The sequence below is a fragment of the Mesorhizobium sp. M8A.F.Ca.ET.181.01.1.1 genome (assembly GCF_004792025.1).
GTDB lineage: Bacteria > Pseudomonadota > Alphaproteobacteria > Rhizobiales > Rhizobiaceae > Mesorhizobium.
The window spans coordinates 291432-306185 of sequence record NZ_SRTV01000005.1 but is presented as its reverse complement, the minus strand read 5'-3'; the positions used below and the strand labels follow the sequence as shown (position 1 = coordinate 306185).

Below are 14754 nucleotides of genomic sequence, written 5' to 3'. Positions count from 1 at the left end.
CCTATCTCTGCCCCAGAACGTCGGTCACGGCTTCCTCGAAGCGTGAGCACTCCCTCACCAGCCAGTCGGTCATGGCCGGCCAATTGTCCTCGGAGTAGCAGTTCACCCGCCACATCGAGTTGATGCCGAGCCCCTCACAGCTCTGTTCGGGTTTGAGCTTCAGCATGGCCTCGATCGCCGGTTGAAACGGTTTCAGCCGCGACCATGAGTCCGTGGCGCCGAACTTCTCGTTGCGGCCGAAGAAGACGCCGACATGGTTCTGCGCCGGCGCGACATACATCGAAAGCACCAAAGCGAAATCCGGCAGCCCGCGCTGCCAGAACCAGGGCCCACGCCGCGCCAGCCGGGCTCTTTCTTCCGGATGCCGTTCGGCAAACAGCGACCAGAAGCCGCGATGGCGGAATTCCGAGGCGCGACGGCCGCCGAAGTCGAATTCGCTCATGGTTCGAACCGTATCTCCGGCAACCGCATCGGGCGCCGGCCGTGAGCCTTACTCCATGCCGAGCGCGGCCATGTAGAGATCGAGGATGGCGTCCTCTTCCTGGCGTTCGGCCTGGTCCTTCTTGCGCAGCCGGATGATGGTGCGGATTGCCTTGGTGTCGAAGCCGGTGCCCTTGGCCTCGGCGAAAACTTCCTTGATGTCGTCGGCGATCGTCTTCTTTTCTTCCTCGAGCCGCTCGATGCGCTCGATCAAGGCACGCAGCTGGCCGGCGGCAACAGTCTGGCTGGTCTCGGTGATATCGTCGGCCATTTTTTTCTCCAAAGGAACGGTCCTGCCCCGCGACTCGGAAAGCAGCGGCGGCAAATTTGAGCCGGTTCGATGCCCGACCACGGGCGGCGGGTCAAGCTGTTATCGATGAAGGAACCGAGGCTGCCGCCATGATGCGGACAGCCACGCGGCCAGGGCGCAGATCAGCTGAAGGCTATCAGCAGATCTTTGGCATCGATCTGGTCGCCGGCCTTGACCAAAACCTCGGCGACCGTGCCGTCGCGCTCGGCATGCAATGCCGTCTCCATCTTCATCGCTTCGATGGAGAGCAGCACGTCGCCGGCCTTGACCGCCTGGCCGGCGGCAACCGCGAGCGCCGAAACCACACCCGGCATCGGCGCTCCGACATGCGCCTCATTGCCGGGCTCGGCCTTGCGGCGCGCCTTGGCGGCGGAAGCGCCATGCGCGCGGTCGGGCACCTTCACACGCCGCGGCTGACCGTTGAGCTCGAAGAACACGGTGACCATGCCCTTGTCGTCGACATCGCCGAACGCCTGGCAGCGCACGACCAAGGTCTTGCCCTTTTCGATGTCGACGAAGATCTCGTCTTCCGATTTCATGCCGTAGAAATAGGTCGGCGTCGGCAGAACGCTGACCGGGCCGTAGGTTTCCTGGGCGGCGACGAAGTCGGAAAACACCTTCGGATACATCAGCCACGAGGCGAACTCATACTCCGACAGCTTGCGCTCGAGCTTGTCCTCGATCTCCTTGCGGCTCTTCTTGAGGTCGGCCGGCTTGAGCAACGAACCGGGCCGCGCCGTGATCGGCTTGTCGCCCTTCAGTGCCTTCTTCTGCAGCACCTGCGGCCAGCCGCCCGGGGACTGGCCGAGGTCGCCGCGCAGCATCGAGACGACCGAGTCCGGGAAGGCGATGTCGCGGGCCGGATTCTCGACATCGGCAACGGTCAGATCCTGGCTCACCATCATCAGCGCCATGTCGCCGACGACCTTCGAGGACGGCGTCACCTTGACGATGTCGCCGAACATCAGGTTGACGTCATGATAGGTCTGCGCCACTTCGTGCCAGCGTGTCTCCAGCCCGAGCGAACGCGCCTGTTCCTTGAGGTTGGTGAACTGCCCGCCCGGCATTTCGTGCAGGTAGACCTCGGAAGCTGGACCTTTCAGGTCACTCTCGAAGGCGGCGTACTGGTTGCGCACCGCTTCCCAGTAGAACGAGATTTTCCGGATCCATTGCGGGTCGAGGCCCGGATCGCGTTCGGTGCCCTTCAGCGCTTCGACGATCGAACCCAGACATGGCTGCGAAGTGTTGCCGGAAAAGGCATCCATCGCCGCGTCGATGGCGTCGACACCGCTTTCCACCGCCGCCAGCACGGTTGCCGCCGACAGGCCCGATGTGTCGTGGGTGTGGAAATGGATCGGCAGGTCGGTCGCCTCGCGCAGCGCCTTGAACAGCACGCGGGCGGCACTCGGCTTCAACAGGCCGGCCATGTCCTTGACCGCGATGATATGGGCGCCGGCGGCCTGCAATTCGCTGGCCAGCCCGACATAATATTTCAGGTCGTACTTGGCCCGCGCCGGATCGAGAATGTCGCCGGTATAGCACATCGCCGCTTCGATCAGCTTGCCCTCGGCGCCCACGGCGTCCATGGCGACACGCATGTTCTCGACCCAGTTCAGGCAGTCGAAGACGCGGAACAGGTCGATGCCGCCCGCCGCTGCCTGCTTGACGAAATGCTGCACGACATTGTCGGGGTAATTGGTGTAGCCGACGCCGTTGGCGCCGCGCAGCAGCATCTGCAGCAACAGGTTGGGGGCGGCTTCCCGCACCAGCGACAACCGTTCCCATGGATCCTCGGTGAGGAAGCGCATGGCGACGTCGAAAGTGGCGCCGCCCCAGCATTCCAATGAAAGAAGTTGCGGCAGCGCCCGCGCGTAGGTGCCGGCGATGCCGGCGATGTCATGCGTGCGCACGCGGGTGGCGAGCAGCGACTGGTGGCCGTCGCGCATCGTCGTGTCGGTGACCAGCACTTCCTTCTGCTCGCGCATCCAGGCGGCGAATTTCTCCGGCCCGAGCACGTCGAGTTTCTGCTTGCTGCCGCTCGGCACATTGCCGTTGAGATAGGGCACCACGGGCGGCGCCGCGTCTGCCTTCGGCGTCGGCCGGCCGCGTGTCTCGGGATGGCCGTTGACGCTGACGTCGGCCAGATAGTTGAGCAGCTTGGTGGCGCGGTCCTGGCGCTTGACCTGCTGGAACAGCTCCGGCGTCGTATCGATGAATTTCGTCGTATAGGAATTGTCGGCGAAGCTCGGGTGATTGATGATCGCTTCGAGGAAGGTGAGGTTGGTGGCGACGCCGCGGATGCGGAATTCGCGCAAGGCGCGGTTCATGCGGGCGATCGTCTCGGCCGGTGTCGGCGCCCAGGCCGTGACCTTCTCCAGCAGCGGATCGTAGAAGCGGGTGATGACCGCGCCGGAATAGGCCGTGCCGCCATCCAGACGGATGCCGAAGCCGGTGGCGCCGCGATAGGCGGTGATGCGGCCATAGTCCGGGATGAAATTGTGTTCGGGATCTTCCGTGGTGATGCGGCACTGCAAGGCATGGCCGTTCAGCCGGATGTCCCGCTGCGCCGGCACGCCCGATTCCGGCGTGCCGATGGCGAAGCCGTCGAGGATGTGTATCTGCGCTTTCACGATGTCGATGCCGGTCACCATTTCGGTGACGGTGTGCTCGACCTGGATGCGCGGATTGACCTCGATGAAATAGAACTTGCCGGTATCGGCATCCTGCAGGAATTCGACGGTGCCGGCGCCGATATAGCTGGTCTCGCGCGCGATCTTCAGCGCGTAGCCGCAAAGTTCCTGGCGCAGGTCCTCGCTGAGATAGGGCGCTGGCGCGCGCTCGACGACCTTCTGGTTGCGGCGCTGGATCGAGCAGTCGCGCTCGAACAAATGCACCGCATTGCCGTGCGTGTCGCCAAGCACCTGCACTTCGACATGGCGGGCGCGCTCGATCAGCTTTTCGAGATAGACCTCGTCCTTGCCGAAGGCGGCTTTCGCCTCGCGCTTGCCTTCCATGACCTCGCGGGCGAGGTCGGCCTCGGAACGGATGGCGCGCATGCCGCGCCCGCCGCCGCCCCACGAGGCCTTGAGCATGACCGGATAACCGACCGTCTTGGCAAGTTCCTTGACCGCCTCCATATCGTCAGGCAACGGCTCGGTGGCCGGCACCACGGGCACGCCGACCTCGATGGCGAGATTGCGCGCGGCGACCTTGTTGCCCAGGCGCCGCATCGTGTCGGGCTTCGGTCCGATGAAGGTGATGCCTGCTTGCGCGCAAGCTTCGGCGAATTCGGGGCTTTCCGACAGGAGCCCGTAGCCGGGGTGGATGGCGTCGGCGCCCGAAAGCCTGGCGACGCGGATCACCTCCTCGATCGACAGGTAGCTCTCGATCGGCCCCATGTCCTTTTTGAGATGCGGACCGCGCCCGACCTGGTAGCTTTCGTCGGCCTTGAAGCGATGCAGTGAGTATTTGTCTTCCTCGGCCCAGATCGCCACGGTTTTGAGGCCCAGCTCATTGGCCGCGCGAAAGACGCGGATGGCGATTTCTGACCGGTTAGCGACGAGGATCTTCGTGATGGCCAAGGACTGGGCTCCAGCAGCGGAAGGGGCGGGAAATCGGGGCAATGATTAGCGTGAAAATGCTGCAGTGCAAACAAAATCGACGTTGGTTTAAACCGATTTAAATCAATTATTCGGCCAACACTCGCATGCATTCGTCCGTATGGGCGGAACAATGGCGACAATTTCGATCCTGGATGCGATCTTCCCGGCTGGCTAAGGAACGCTGGCAGGGGTGTCACGGCGCCAGCGGGCATCAAAGAAAATGCCCGGCGCGAGGCGCCGGGCATCGTTTGGTTTCGGATCCGAATGAATTACGACTTCGGGAACCAGGAATACTTGCCGTCGTCCTTCTTCTTCCATTCGTACATGATGTAGCCCGGCAGCTTCGGATCGCCCTTGGCGTCATAGGCGAGATCGCCCAGGACGGTCGGGAACGGGCCGTTTTCATGCATCGCCTTGGCGACGGCCTGCGGATCGTTCGTCTTGGCGGCGGCAGCTGCCTCGGCGACCACCTGCACGGCGGCGTAGGCGTAGAGCGTGTAGGCTTCCGGCTCGAAACCCTGCGCGCGGAACTTCTCGACGAGCTCCTTGTTGGCCGGGATCAGGCGCGGGTCGGGGCCGAACGTGTTGAGCGTGCCGGCGACGGCGTCGCCCGCGATCGCGGCGAGTTCGTCCGTCACGATGCCGTCGCCCGACATCATCGGTGCCTTGAGGCCCTGGTCCGCGGATTGACGGATGATCAGGCCGGCTTCGGTGTGCAGGCCTCCCCAGTAGATCAGGGTGACGCCGGCTTCCTTCATCTTGGCGATCAGCGCCGAGAAGTCCTTGTCGCCGACATTGACGCCTTCATACATCACTTCCTTGATGCCCGCGGCGTTCATCGCCTTCTTGGTTTCGTCCGCGAGGCCCTGGCCATAAGGGGTCTTGTCATGGATCACGGCGACTTTGGCATCCTTGAAGTTCGCGGCGATGTAGCCGCCGGCGATGCTGCCCTGCTGGTCGTCGCGTCCGCAGGTACGGAACACATTCCACAGGCCGCGCTCGGTGAACTTCGGGTTGGTTGCGGCCGGCGTGATTTCGACGATGTTGTTTTCGGCGTAGACTTCGGAGGCCGGGATCGACACGCCGGAGTTGAAGTGGCCGATCACAAACTTGACGCCGTCGCCGACGAACTTGTTGGCGACCGAGATGCCCTGCTTCGGGTCGGAGACGTCGTCGCCGATTTCGAGCTTGATCTGCTCGCCGTTGATTCCGCCCTTGGCATTGATCTCGGCGACCGCCGCTTCCGCGCCCTTCTGCAGCTGCGCGCCGAAGGCCGCGTTCGGACCGGTGATCGGTCCGGCGACGGCGAACATTACATCAGCCCACGCGTTGCCGCCGAACGCGACGAGCGCGGTCAGGGCCACGGCGGACAAAAGTGACTTTTTCATTTAAACGCTCCCATTAACGGAGTGGGCGTGGATGAAGCTTTCATGCGATGCCCACCCTTATCGCAGAAAGCATAGTTTGCCGATTTTCAGGCACTTGTCACGCCGATTCATCCCTGACGCGGCGTTAATGATGACCGTCAACCTTTCGGTTTCCAGCTCAAGATTGAAGCTCTTTCGTAGAGCCAATTATACTGTGTGACCATCTGGTGGGTTCGTGTGTATTGATAGCCGACAAAGCCCAGTATCATCAGCACGACTGTGTCGACGATATAGTAATGCAGCGAGAACATCGTACCGTCGAACAGCGCGTGATGGATGAAGCGGATGCCGATGCCGAGCCCGAGCAGATAGGCAAACAGCTGGATGAAGCTGCGCCATGTCTGGGCGCTGGCCTTGCCGGTCATCCATGCCGCCCATCCGCCGAGCAGGCAGGTGACGAAGAAGAACTGCCAGATCGACGGTTCCTCGTAGAGAATGCCTTGCATGGGAAGTCTCCTGAACTCAGTGATGTCCGCCTTCGAGATAGGCGGCGCGCACTTCCGGATTGGCGAGCAGCTCCTTGCCGGTGCCGCTCATCGTCACATTGCCGTTGACCATGACATAGCCGCGCGTGGCGAGCTTGAGCGCGCCGAACGCGTTCTGCTCGACCAGGAACACGGTCAGCCCCTGGGTGCGGTTCAATTCGCGGATGGCATCGAAGATCTGCTTGACGATCAGCGGCGCCAGGCCCAGCGACGGCTCGTCGAGCAGCAGCAGTTTCGGCCGCGCCATCAATGCGCGTCCGATCGACAGCATCTGCTGTTCGCCGCCCGACAAGGTGCCGCCACGCTGGGCGATCCGCTCCTTCAGTCTGGGGAACAGCGTGAACACCTTCTCGACGTCCTCGCCGTAATATTTGAGGTTGTCGAGGCTGGCGCCCATCTGCAGGTTTTCCATCACCGTCATGCGCGGGAAGATGCGCCGGCCCTCGGGTGACTGGGCAATGCGCATTCGTGCGATTTCGTGCGTCGGCAGCTGGGTGATATCGGTCCCGGCGAAGGTGATGGTGCCGGTGCGGGCGCGTGGGGCCCCGAAGATGGTCATCATCAGCGTCGACTTGCCGGCGCCGTTGGCGCCGATCAGCGCCACGATCTCCCCTTGCTTGACGGTGACATTGACGCCGTTCAGCGCCCGGATGTTGCCGTAGTAGGTCTCCACGCCCTTGATATCGAGCAGCGTTGTCGTGGCCATCACTTGCCCCCTCCACGCTTGCCCTGAACGGGCTTGCCTGTGCTCGCGGCCTTGCCGGAAGCATGACTCGTCGCCACCTTGCCCGCATCGACGCGGCGCGAGAATTCCGTATCCTTGCCCTGACCGAGCAGCTTCGCCTGCTTGACCCACTCCTCGCGCGCGATGCGCCCGTCAAAGTCGAGATAGGCCTCGACCGCCTCGACGTCGGCCTTCTTCCAGGCGCCGATCTGGTCGAAGTGGAAGATGCCGTGTTCGTTGAGCTTCTTCTCGTTGACCGTACCGATGCCCTTGATGCGGGTCAGATTGTCGGCCTTGCCGCCACGGGGGGCAGCGAGGCGGTTCGAAACACCTTCGGCCTTCGTGGCAGGCGCCTTTGCGGCCGTTTTCCTTGGCGCCGCCTTCTTCGCGGCGGATTTGGCCGGCGTCGGGGTCGGCGCGACAGGCCTGCTTGCCACGGTGGCGGCGCGGGCGTCGACCTGCGCTGCCTTCGAGGCGCCTTTCGACACGGTCACCCGTTCGCCTTCGCTATGGCCGACGGTGTCGCTCACCGGCCCGGCCAGATACGACGCCGATGTCCCCGGGCCATGCGTGGAGTCGGGGCCGATATCGAGCTGTTCGATGACGTCCTCGTCGCCGACTTCGGTGAGCACGGTCTCGACCTCCTCGTCATCGACGCCGAGATAGGCGGCGATGACGCGCGGATCGGTGCGCACCGACTGCGGATTGCCGTCGGAGATCTTGCGGCCATATTCCAGCACCACGACGTGGTCGGAAATCTGCATGACCACGGACATGTCGTGCTCGATCAAGAGGATCGAGGTGCCGGTCGTATGCTTGATTCCCATCAGCAGTTCGTTGAGAGCCGCCGATTCCTTCGGGTTGAGGCCGGCCGCCGGTTCGTCGAGGCACAGCAGCTCAGGACCGGTGCACATGGCGCGCGCGATTTCGAGCCGCCGCTGCGCGCCATAGGGCAAGTCGCCTGCCGGATCGTCGGCACGATCGACGAGATCGGCCTTCTCCAGCCAGTGCTTGGCAAGCTCTACCGATTCGGCCGAGGCCTTGCGGTAACCGCTGAAGCCGAACAGGCCCAGGATCGTATAGCCCGAAGCCTTCATCAGCTTGTTGTGCTGGGCGACAAGCAGGTTCTCCAGCAGCGTCATGCCCGAGAACAGGCGGATGTTCTGGAAGGTGCGCGCCACCTTGGCTCGCGCCGGGATCTCGTGGTTGGGCAGCCGTTCCAGCAGGTAGCTGGAACCGTCGGCCCGGTTGAGCGTGATCATGCCTTCCGACGGTTTGTAGAAGCCGGTGATGCAATTGAACACCGTGGTCTTGCCGGCGCCGTTGGGACCGATCAGCGCGGTGATTTCGCCGCGCCTGGCGGTGAAGGACAGGTCGCCGATGGCGACCAGACCGCCGAACTTCATCGACAGATGCTCGACCTGCAGGATGGCGTCGTTCATTTGCGTGGTCGCATTCATCAGCCGTGGCCCTCCTTGGTGAAGGAGCCTGAGACAGCCCTTCGCTCCTTAAGGAAGGCGGTTGGTTCACGACTGCCGACAAAGCCGCGCGGCTTCCATAGCATGACGATGACCATGGCCATGCCGAACAGAAGCATGCGATAGAGTTCCGGTGTGAAATCGGGCCCGAAGACCTGCTTGAGGAAATCGAGTTCGCGCAGCGCCTCGGTGCCGCCGATCATCACCATCGCGGCGACGGCGATGCCGACCAGCGAGCCCATGCCGCCAAGGACGACGATGGCCAGGATAATGGCCGATTCCAGGAAGACGAAGGATTCCGGGCTGACAAAACCTTGCCGGGCGGCGAAGAAGGAGCCGGCAAAACCGCCGAACATGGCGCCGGTGGCAAAGGCGGTGAGCTTGGTCGTGGTGGTGTTGATGCCCAGCGAGCGGCAGGCGATCTCGTCCTCACGCAAGGCTTCCCAGGCGCGGCCGACCGGCAGGCGCCGCAGCCGGATGGTGACGAAGGCGGTTAACAGGCAGAGCCCAAGGATCAGGTAGTAGAGGAAGATCTTGTAGTAGGCGCTGGACGTGGCGATGTTCAGCACCTTGGCGATGTAGTTCGGGTCCGACACGTTGAAGGTCATCAGGCCGAAGAAGCTGACCTTGGGAATGCCGGAGATGCCGGCCGACCCATTGGTGACCTCGCGCCAGTTGATCAGCACGAGGCGGATGATCTCGCCGAAGGCGAGCGTCACGATCGCCAGATAGTCGCCGCGCAGGCGCAGCACGGGAAAGCCGAGCAGCACCCCCCAGAGCGCTGCCATGGCGCCCGCGGCGGGCAACAATATCCAGAACGACAGGCCGAAATGCGTGGCCAGAAGCGCATAGGCATAGGCGCCAAGCGCATAAAAAGCGACGTAGCCGAGATCGAGCAGACCGGCGAGGCCGACGACGATGTTCAGTCCCCAGGCCAGCATCACATAGATCAGGATCTGGATGCCGAAATTATCGACCCATTTCAACGAACCCTGCAGCCCTCCGGTGATCGACCAGGCGTTGAGCGACAGCACGGCGACCACGAGGATCGGGTACAGCACCAGGGCCGAGATGCCCAATTTGGTGAAGTTGGCATGGATGAAGGCGCGGAAGTAATAGATCACGCAGGCCAGCACATAGATGACCGACAGGGCACGCAGGAATTGCAGATAGCCGGCCGGCTCTGCCCCAACCCATCCGGCGAGAGAGCTGTTGAACACGAACAGCAGCACCATGGCGACCGCCGCTCCGATGAAGGCCGGCAGGGTAAAGAAGCGGGATGCCACGCTTGCCGGCATGAGGCCGGTGGTCACGTTGGCGACCTTCTGGTTGGCCATGAAGGGCTGGCCGTAGGCAACGTAAAGGAAGCGTCCGACGGCGGTGGCGATCACCACCGCGGCAAGCAGGCCCCAGCGCTGCACCACGACCAGTTCGTTGGACATGTTCTGGTCGGTCTTGAGGCCGATGAACAGCACGAACAGGCCAAGCGCGATGGCGCCGGCATAGAAGGCCTCGCGCAGGGCGCGCTGCACGGGACTGGCGACGGTGTCGCGCTCTGGAGATACGGTTACGGCCATGGTCTCAGACCTTTTCGACTTCTGGCCGGCCCAATATGCCGGAAGGCAGGAAGATCAGGACGATCGCCAGGATCGAGAAGGCGGCGACATCCTTGTAGTCGATCGAGAAATAGGCCGACCACATGCTCTCGATGAAGCCGATCAGCAGTCCGCCGAGCACGGCCCCCGGAAGCGAGCCGATGCCGCCAAGCACCGCAGCCGTGAAGGCCTTCACACCCGGCACGAAGCCGTCGGAGAAGGCGATGACGCCGTAGTACATCAGGAAAAGCGTGCCGGCGACGGCGGCAAGGGCCGCACCCATGATGAAGGTGATCGAGATGGTGCGGTCGACGTCGATGCCCAGCAGTGCCGCCATCTTGCGGTCCTGCTCGCAGGCGCGTTGCGCCCGGCCAAGCGAGGTCTTGTTGACCAGGTACCAGAACACCGCCAGCAGCAAAGCTGTGACGATGACGATGATGATCTGCTTCAGCGACACACTGACGCCGTTGATGTTGTAGACTTGGCTGACCATCGGCGGGATCGGCTTGTTGCGCGGCCCTTGCGTCACCTGGACGAAGTTCGACAGCGCGATCGACATGCCGATGGCGGTGATCAGCGGCGCCAACCGGAACGAACCGCGCAGCGGCCGGTAGGCCACTTTCTCGATCGTCCAGTTGTAGAGGCTGGTGAGCAGCATCGCCACGATCATCATGACCAGCAGCGCGATGACCACGGGCACCGAATAAAACAGCGCGCCGAGGATGAGGAAGACGATCAGCGCCGTGAAAGCGCCCACCATGAAGATGTCGCCATGGGCGAAATTGATCATGCCGATGATGCCGTAGACCATCGTGTAGCCGATCGCGATCAGCCCATAGATCGATCCCAGCGTCAGCCCATTGATAAGCTGCTGGACGAAGTACTGCATGTGTACATGGCTCCCCTGGAATGTCGCCCATGCAGACGCATTCCTTTTCGTATTTCCCCTAGTCGTAAAGTTTCGAGGCCGGATTGCAACGTGATTTTTTTTGATCGCTCCGCGTGTTTCCAACCACGCCTTCCCGATCGCCCGTTTTTTCCACCCAGCCCCTGGACTATCGCGGACCCTATCATTGGCATAACGCAATGTCTTTGACGATTGCGCCTCATCATGCGCTCCGTTTCGAAGAAATCACCGTCAAAGTTAGGTGATGAGAAGAATCGTTGCGTTCCTGACACGGTTCGTTTTTTCGTCACACTCCTTTCCGTAGGGTCAGGATTCTCCCTACTTGACCACAAAACCATGCGCGAACGGATCGCGGTCGTCGATGAAGATGGTGTTCAGTCCGGTCATCCTCGCCCAACCGCCAATCGAGGGGATGATTGCCTGCTTCCCGGCCAAGTTGACCTCCTTTTCGACCTTGCCCTTGAACAGCGACCCGATGATCGATTCATGGACGAAAGCGTCTCCGGCCTTGAGCTTGCCTTTGGCATGGAGCTGCGCCATGCGCGCCGAGGTGCCGGTGCCGCAGGGCGAGCGATCAATCGCCTTGTCGCCGTAGAAGACGGCATTGCGCGCATCCGCGCCCTCGACCGTCGGCTTGCCGGTCCACAGCATGTGCGACAGCCGGTTGATCCCTGGGTTTTCCGGATGCACGAAGGTATATTTCTCGTTGAGCCGTTGCCGCACCACCGGGCTCCAGGCGATGAGGTCGCCGGCCGAATAATCCGCCATGTCGCGATAATTCGCCTGCGGCTCGACGATGGCGTAGAAATTGCCGCCATAGGCGACATCCACCGTAATCTCGCCGAGGCCTGGACATTCGACCGTCAGCCCTTCGGCATGGAGGAACGACGGCACGTTGGTGATGCGCACCTCCTCGACATACTCGCCGACCTGTTTGTATTCGGCGATGACGAGGCCGGCCGGCGTGTCGAGCCTGAGCACGCCAGGCGTCTTCGGCACGATCAGCCCGTGCTCGATGGCCATCGTCACCGTGCCGATGGTGCCGTGGCCGCACATGGGCAGGCAGCCTGAAGTCTCGATGAACAGGATGGCGATGTCGCAGTCCTCGCGCGTCGGCGGATAGAGGATCGAGCCCGACATCACGTCATGGCCGCGTGGCTCGAACATCAGGCCGGTGCGGATCCAGTCGTATTCGGCGAGGAAATGCGCGCGCCGTTCCATCATTGTCGAGCCCTGCAGCAGCGGGCCGCCGCCGGCGACCAGCCGCACCGGGTTGCCGCAGGTGTGACCGTCGATGCAGAAGAAGGATTTCTTGGCCATGTCGCTCCTCGAAAATCAAAACCCGAAAAAATCAAAATCGTTGTGGGCTGAAGGGGACCAGATCGACGGACGAAGTCTGCCCCAGAACGAATTCCCTGATCAACCGCCCGGTTGCCGCAGCCTGGGTCAGGCCGAGATGGCCGTGGCCGAAGGCATAGATGACCGACCGGCTTCGCGCTGCCTTGCCTATGACGGGGACCGAATCCGGCAGCGAGGGCCGGAACCCCATCCATTCGCGTCCGCCCGTGGGATCGAGCCCCGGCAGGAATGCCTGCGCCTTCCGCAAGAGCGCTTTCGCCCTGTTGAAATTGGGCGGCCGTTCGATGCCGCCAAGCTCGACGGCACCGCCGACGCGCAGGCCCGTGTCGAGCGGGGTGATGACGAAGCCGTGGCCGGAGAAGATCAGTTGCCGCCTCACGTCGAACGCGGCTCTCGGCAATGTCGTGTTGTAGCCGCGTTCGGTTTCCAGCGGAATGCGGTCGCCGAGCTGCCGCGCCAGCAGGTGCGACCAGGCGCCCGCGGCAATGACGAGGTGCCTGGCCTGCCTGTTCGAGCCGTCTGCCAGCGTCAGTGTCGCGCCGTCTTGACCGGCGGCGACCCGGTCGATGCGGGCCATCTCGAAACGGGCACCCTTGGACTGCGCGTAGGCCCACACGGCCTTGCCGAGCAGTTTTGGATCGGCGACCGTCTTCCATCCCGGCACGAAGGTGCCCCTGACGAAACGCGGTGACAGCCCCGGCTGCAAGTCCGCCAGGTCCTTGCCCTCGACGTGCCGGAAGCCGATGCCGAAGCGCTCGCGCGCCGCCCAGCCCGACATCGAGGCGCGAAACTCGGCTTCGCTTTCATAGAGCTCGAGCGAACCGTCCTCACGCAGCATCGGCCGCGTGCCGGAACGATCGAGCAGATCCATCCACTCGGCCTCAGCAAGCTTCATCATGCCGGACTGCGCCGCCAGGCTCGCCTCGTATTTCCCTGGCGCGCCGGCGCGCCAGAAGCGAACCAGCCAGGGTAGCAGCTTCGGCAGGTAGACGGGCGGAATGCTGAGCGGGCCGAGCGGATCGGCGAGCCATTTCGGCAGCTGCCGGATCATGCCCTTGTGCGCCAGCGGCAGCACGTCGGAAAAGGCGAAGGCGGCGGCGTTGCCGGAACTCGTCTCCTCGCAGATACCGGTGCGGTCGAAGACCGTGACATCCAGTCCCGCCTCGGCAAGGAAGGCCGCCGCGCAGATGCCGATGATGCCGCCACCGATGATGGCGATGTCGATTACGGCATTGTTACTCATGGCGGCGCACAGTGCAAAACGCCCTCTCTCGCTTCTCCGTGCCAGCCCCCTCATCCGGCCCTTCGGGCCACCTTCTCCCCGCTGGGGAGAAGAGGCTGACGCCAACGCTGGCGAACTCTTCTCCCCTTGGGGAGAAGGTGGCCGCGAAGCGGCCGGATGAGGGGGCCTGGGCCATCGCCAATTCAGAACTGCGGCAGCGTCGGCCGCACCGCGAGCGCATCCTTGACGATCTTCTCGACCGCTTTGCGGCGTTCGCCCGACAGCGGCATGCGCGGCATGCGCACGCGGTCATTGGTGTTGATGGCGAACACTTCGGCAAGCTTGATGTTCTGCACCAGATAGGTCGAGACATCGAGGTCGAGCAGCGGCCGGAACCAGCGGTAGATGGCGAGCGCCTCTTCGCGGCGTCCCTGCTTCATCAGCTGGTAGATGGCGACGGTCTCGCGCGGGAAGGCGGTGACCAGGCCAGCCACCCAGCCGATGGCGCCCACCGACAGCGCCTCGAAGGCGAGATTGTCGACGCCGGTGAACAGGTCGTAGCGGCTGCCCAGGCGGTTGATGATCTCGGTCGAGCGGCGGATGTCGTCGGAGGATTCCTTGATGGCGACGAAACGCTTGTCCGACGCAAGCTCCTCCATCTGGTCGACGGTGACATCGACGCGGTAGGCGAGCCGATTGGAATAGATCATGACCGGTAGGTCGCCGGCCTCGGCCACGGCGCGCAGCGCCGCCACGGTCTCTTCCGCGTTGGTATGATAGATCGGGCTCGGCACCACCATCAGGCCGTTGGCGCCTTCCTTGGCGGCGCGCCTGGCGATGCTGGCGGCCTCGCGGGTGCCGGCCTCGTTGACCGTCAGCAGCACCGGCTTCTTGCCAGCGACCTTCTGCGCGGTCTTCAGCACCTCGATCTTCTCGTCAGGCGACAGCATCGGCCCCTCGCCAAGCGAGCCGCAGACGATGATGCCGTCGCAGCCGGCCTCCATCTGCAGGCTGAAGCAACGCTCCATCTCGGCATGATCGAGCCGGTCGTCGGCGGTGAATTTGGTCGTGACGGCGGGGAAAACTCCGGTCCACATGACTATCTCTCCATCTGATATATCAGCCGTATATCTGTTAGGAAAGCCGCTGTCAATGCGGAATCTGT

Annotated in this window: 12 protein-coding genes; all 12 read right to left on the bottom strand. The window is 63.1% G+C overall.

Features of this window, described 5'->3' with window-relative positions; translation table 11 throughout:
• Position 1: 1 nt before the first annotated feature.
• The gene (locus EN824_RS19920; RefSeq protein ID WP_127872149.1) at positions 2 to 442 is read right to left on the bottom strand and encodes a hypothetical protein; all 441 of its coding nucleotides are present in this window, start codon (positions 440 to 442) and stop codon (positions 2 to 4) included.
• Positions 443 to 490: 48 nt separating this feature from the next.
• Positions 491 to 751, bottom strand: a complete 261-nt coding sequence (locus EN824_RS19915; RefSeq protein WP_027053014.1) for a DUF2312 domain-containing protein — start codon at positions 749 to 751, stop codon at positions 491 to 493.
• 161 nt (positions 752 to 912) lie between these two features.
• Entirely contained in the window at positions 913 to 4371 is a 3459-nt protein-coding gene (gene pyc, locus EN824_RS19910; RefSeq protein WP_127276514.1) for a pyruvate carboxylase, read from the bottom strand.
• Positions 4372 to 4661: 290 nt separating this feature from the next.
• Positions 4662 to 5780 (bottom strand): branched-chain amino acid ABC transporter substrate-binding protein, encoded by a 1119-nt coding sequence (locus EN824_RS19905; protein WP_127276516.1) that lies wholly within the window; start codon positions 5778 to 5780, stop codon positions 4662 to 4664.
• 137 nt (positions 5781 to 5917) lie between these two features.
• Entirely contained in the window at positions 5918 to 6265 is a 348-nt protein-coding gene (locus EN824_RS19900) for a DUF6867 family protein (protein ID WP_127276518.1), read from the bottom strand.
• A 16-nt stretch (positions 6266 to 6281) separates the two neighbouring features.
• Positions 6282 to 7010: an ABC transporter ATP-binding protein gene (locus EN824_RS19895; RefSeq protein WP_127276520.1), complete on the bottom strand. Its 729-nt coding sequence runs from the start codon at positions 7008 to 7010 to the stop codon at positions 6282 to 6284.
• Positions 7010 to 8488: an ATP-binding cassette domain-containing protein gene (locus EN824_RS19890; RefSeq protein ID WP_127276522.1), complete on the bottom strand. Its 1479-nt coding sequence runs from the start codon at positions 8486 to 8488 to the stop codon at positions 7010 to 7012. The genes EN824_RS19895 and EN824_RS19890 overlap by 1 nt, the downstream gene beginning before the upstream one ends.
• Positions 8488 to 10083 (bottom strand): high-affinity branched-chain amino acid ABC transporter permease LivM, encoded by a 1596-nt coding sequence (gene livM, locus EN824_RS19885; protein ID WP_127276524.1) that lies wholly within the window; start codon positions 10081 to 10083, stop codon positions 8488 to 8490. Before livM ends, EN824_RS19890 begins: the two co-directional genes overlap by 1 nt.
• 4 nt (positions 10084 to 10087) lie before the next feature.
• A complete protein-coding gene (locus EN824_RS19880) occupies positions 10088 to 10990 on the bottom strand; it encodes a branched-chain amino acid ABC transporter permease LivH (protein WP_127276526.1) in 903 nt (300 codons plus the stop codon).
• 336 nt (positions 10991 to 11326) lie between these two features.
• A complete protein-coding gene (locus EN824_RS19875) occupies positions 11327 to 12328 on the bottom strand; it encodes a 4-hydroxyproline epimerase (protein WP_127872150.1) in 1002 nt (333 codons plus the stop codon).
• 31 nt (positions 12329 to 12359) lie between these two features.
• On the bottom strand, positions 12360 to 13610 hold the full coding sequence (locus tag EN824_RS19870; protein ID WP_189522201.1) for an FAD-dependent oxidoreductase: 1251 nt from the start codon (positions 13608 to 13610) through the stop codon (positions 12360 to 12362).
• Positions 13611 to 13792: 182 nt separating this feature from the next.
• Positions 13793 to 14686 (bottom strand): dihydrodipicolinate synthase family protein, encoded by an 894-nt coding sequence (locus tag EN824_RS19860; RefSeq protein WP_127276532.1) that lies wholly within the window; start codon positions 14684 to 14686, stop codon positions 13793 to 13795.
• Between the last annotated feature and the right edge of the window lie 68 nt (positions 14687 to 14754).

Coding starts and splice junctions, on each gene's coding strand:
- EN824_RS19880 (WP_127276526.1), bottom strand. CDS start 10,990: ATGCAGTACTTCGTCCAGCAGCTTATCAATGGGCTGACGCTGGGATCG.
- livM (WP_127276524.1), bottom strand. CDS start 10,083: ATGGCCGTAACCGTATCTCCAGAGCGCGACACCGTCGCCAGTCCCGTG.
- EN824_RS19870 (WP_189522201.1), bottom strand. CDS start 13,610: ATGAGTAACAATGCCGTAATCGACATCGCCATCATCGGTGGCGGCATC.
- EN824_RS19915 (WP_027053014.1), bottom strand. CDS start 751: ATGGCCGACGATATCACCGAGACCAGCCAGACTGTTGCCGCCGGCCAG.
- EN824_RS19890 (WP_127276522.1), bottom strand. CDS start 8,488: ATGAATGCGACCACGCAAATGAACGACGCCATCCTGCAGGTCGAGCAT.
- EN824_RS19920 (WP_127872149.1), bottom strand. CDS start 442: ATGAGCGAATTCGACTTCGGCGGCCGTCGCGCCTCGGAATTCCGCCAT.
- EN824_RS19875 (WP_127872150.1), bottom strand. CDS start 12,328: ATGGCCAAGAAATCCTTCTTCTGCATCGACGGTCACACCTGCGGCAAC.
- EN824_RS19895 (WP_127276520.1), bottom strand. CDS start 7,010: ATGGCCACGACAACGCTGCTCGATATCAAGGGCGTGGAGACCTACTAC.
- EN824_RS19905 (WP_127276516.1), bottom strand. CDS start 5,780: ATGAAAAAGTCACTTTTGTCCGCCGTGGCCCTGACCGCGCTCGTCGCG.
- EN824_RS19860 (WP_127276532.1), bottom strand. CDS start 14,686: ATGTGGACCGGAGTTTTCCCCGCCGTCACGACCAAATTCACCGCCGAC.
- EN824_RS19900 (WP_127276518.1), bottom strand. CDS start 6,265: ATGCAAGGCATTCTCTACGAGGAACCGTCGATCTGGCAGTTCTTCTTC.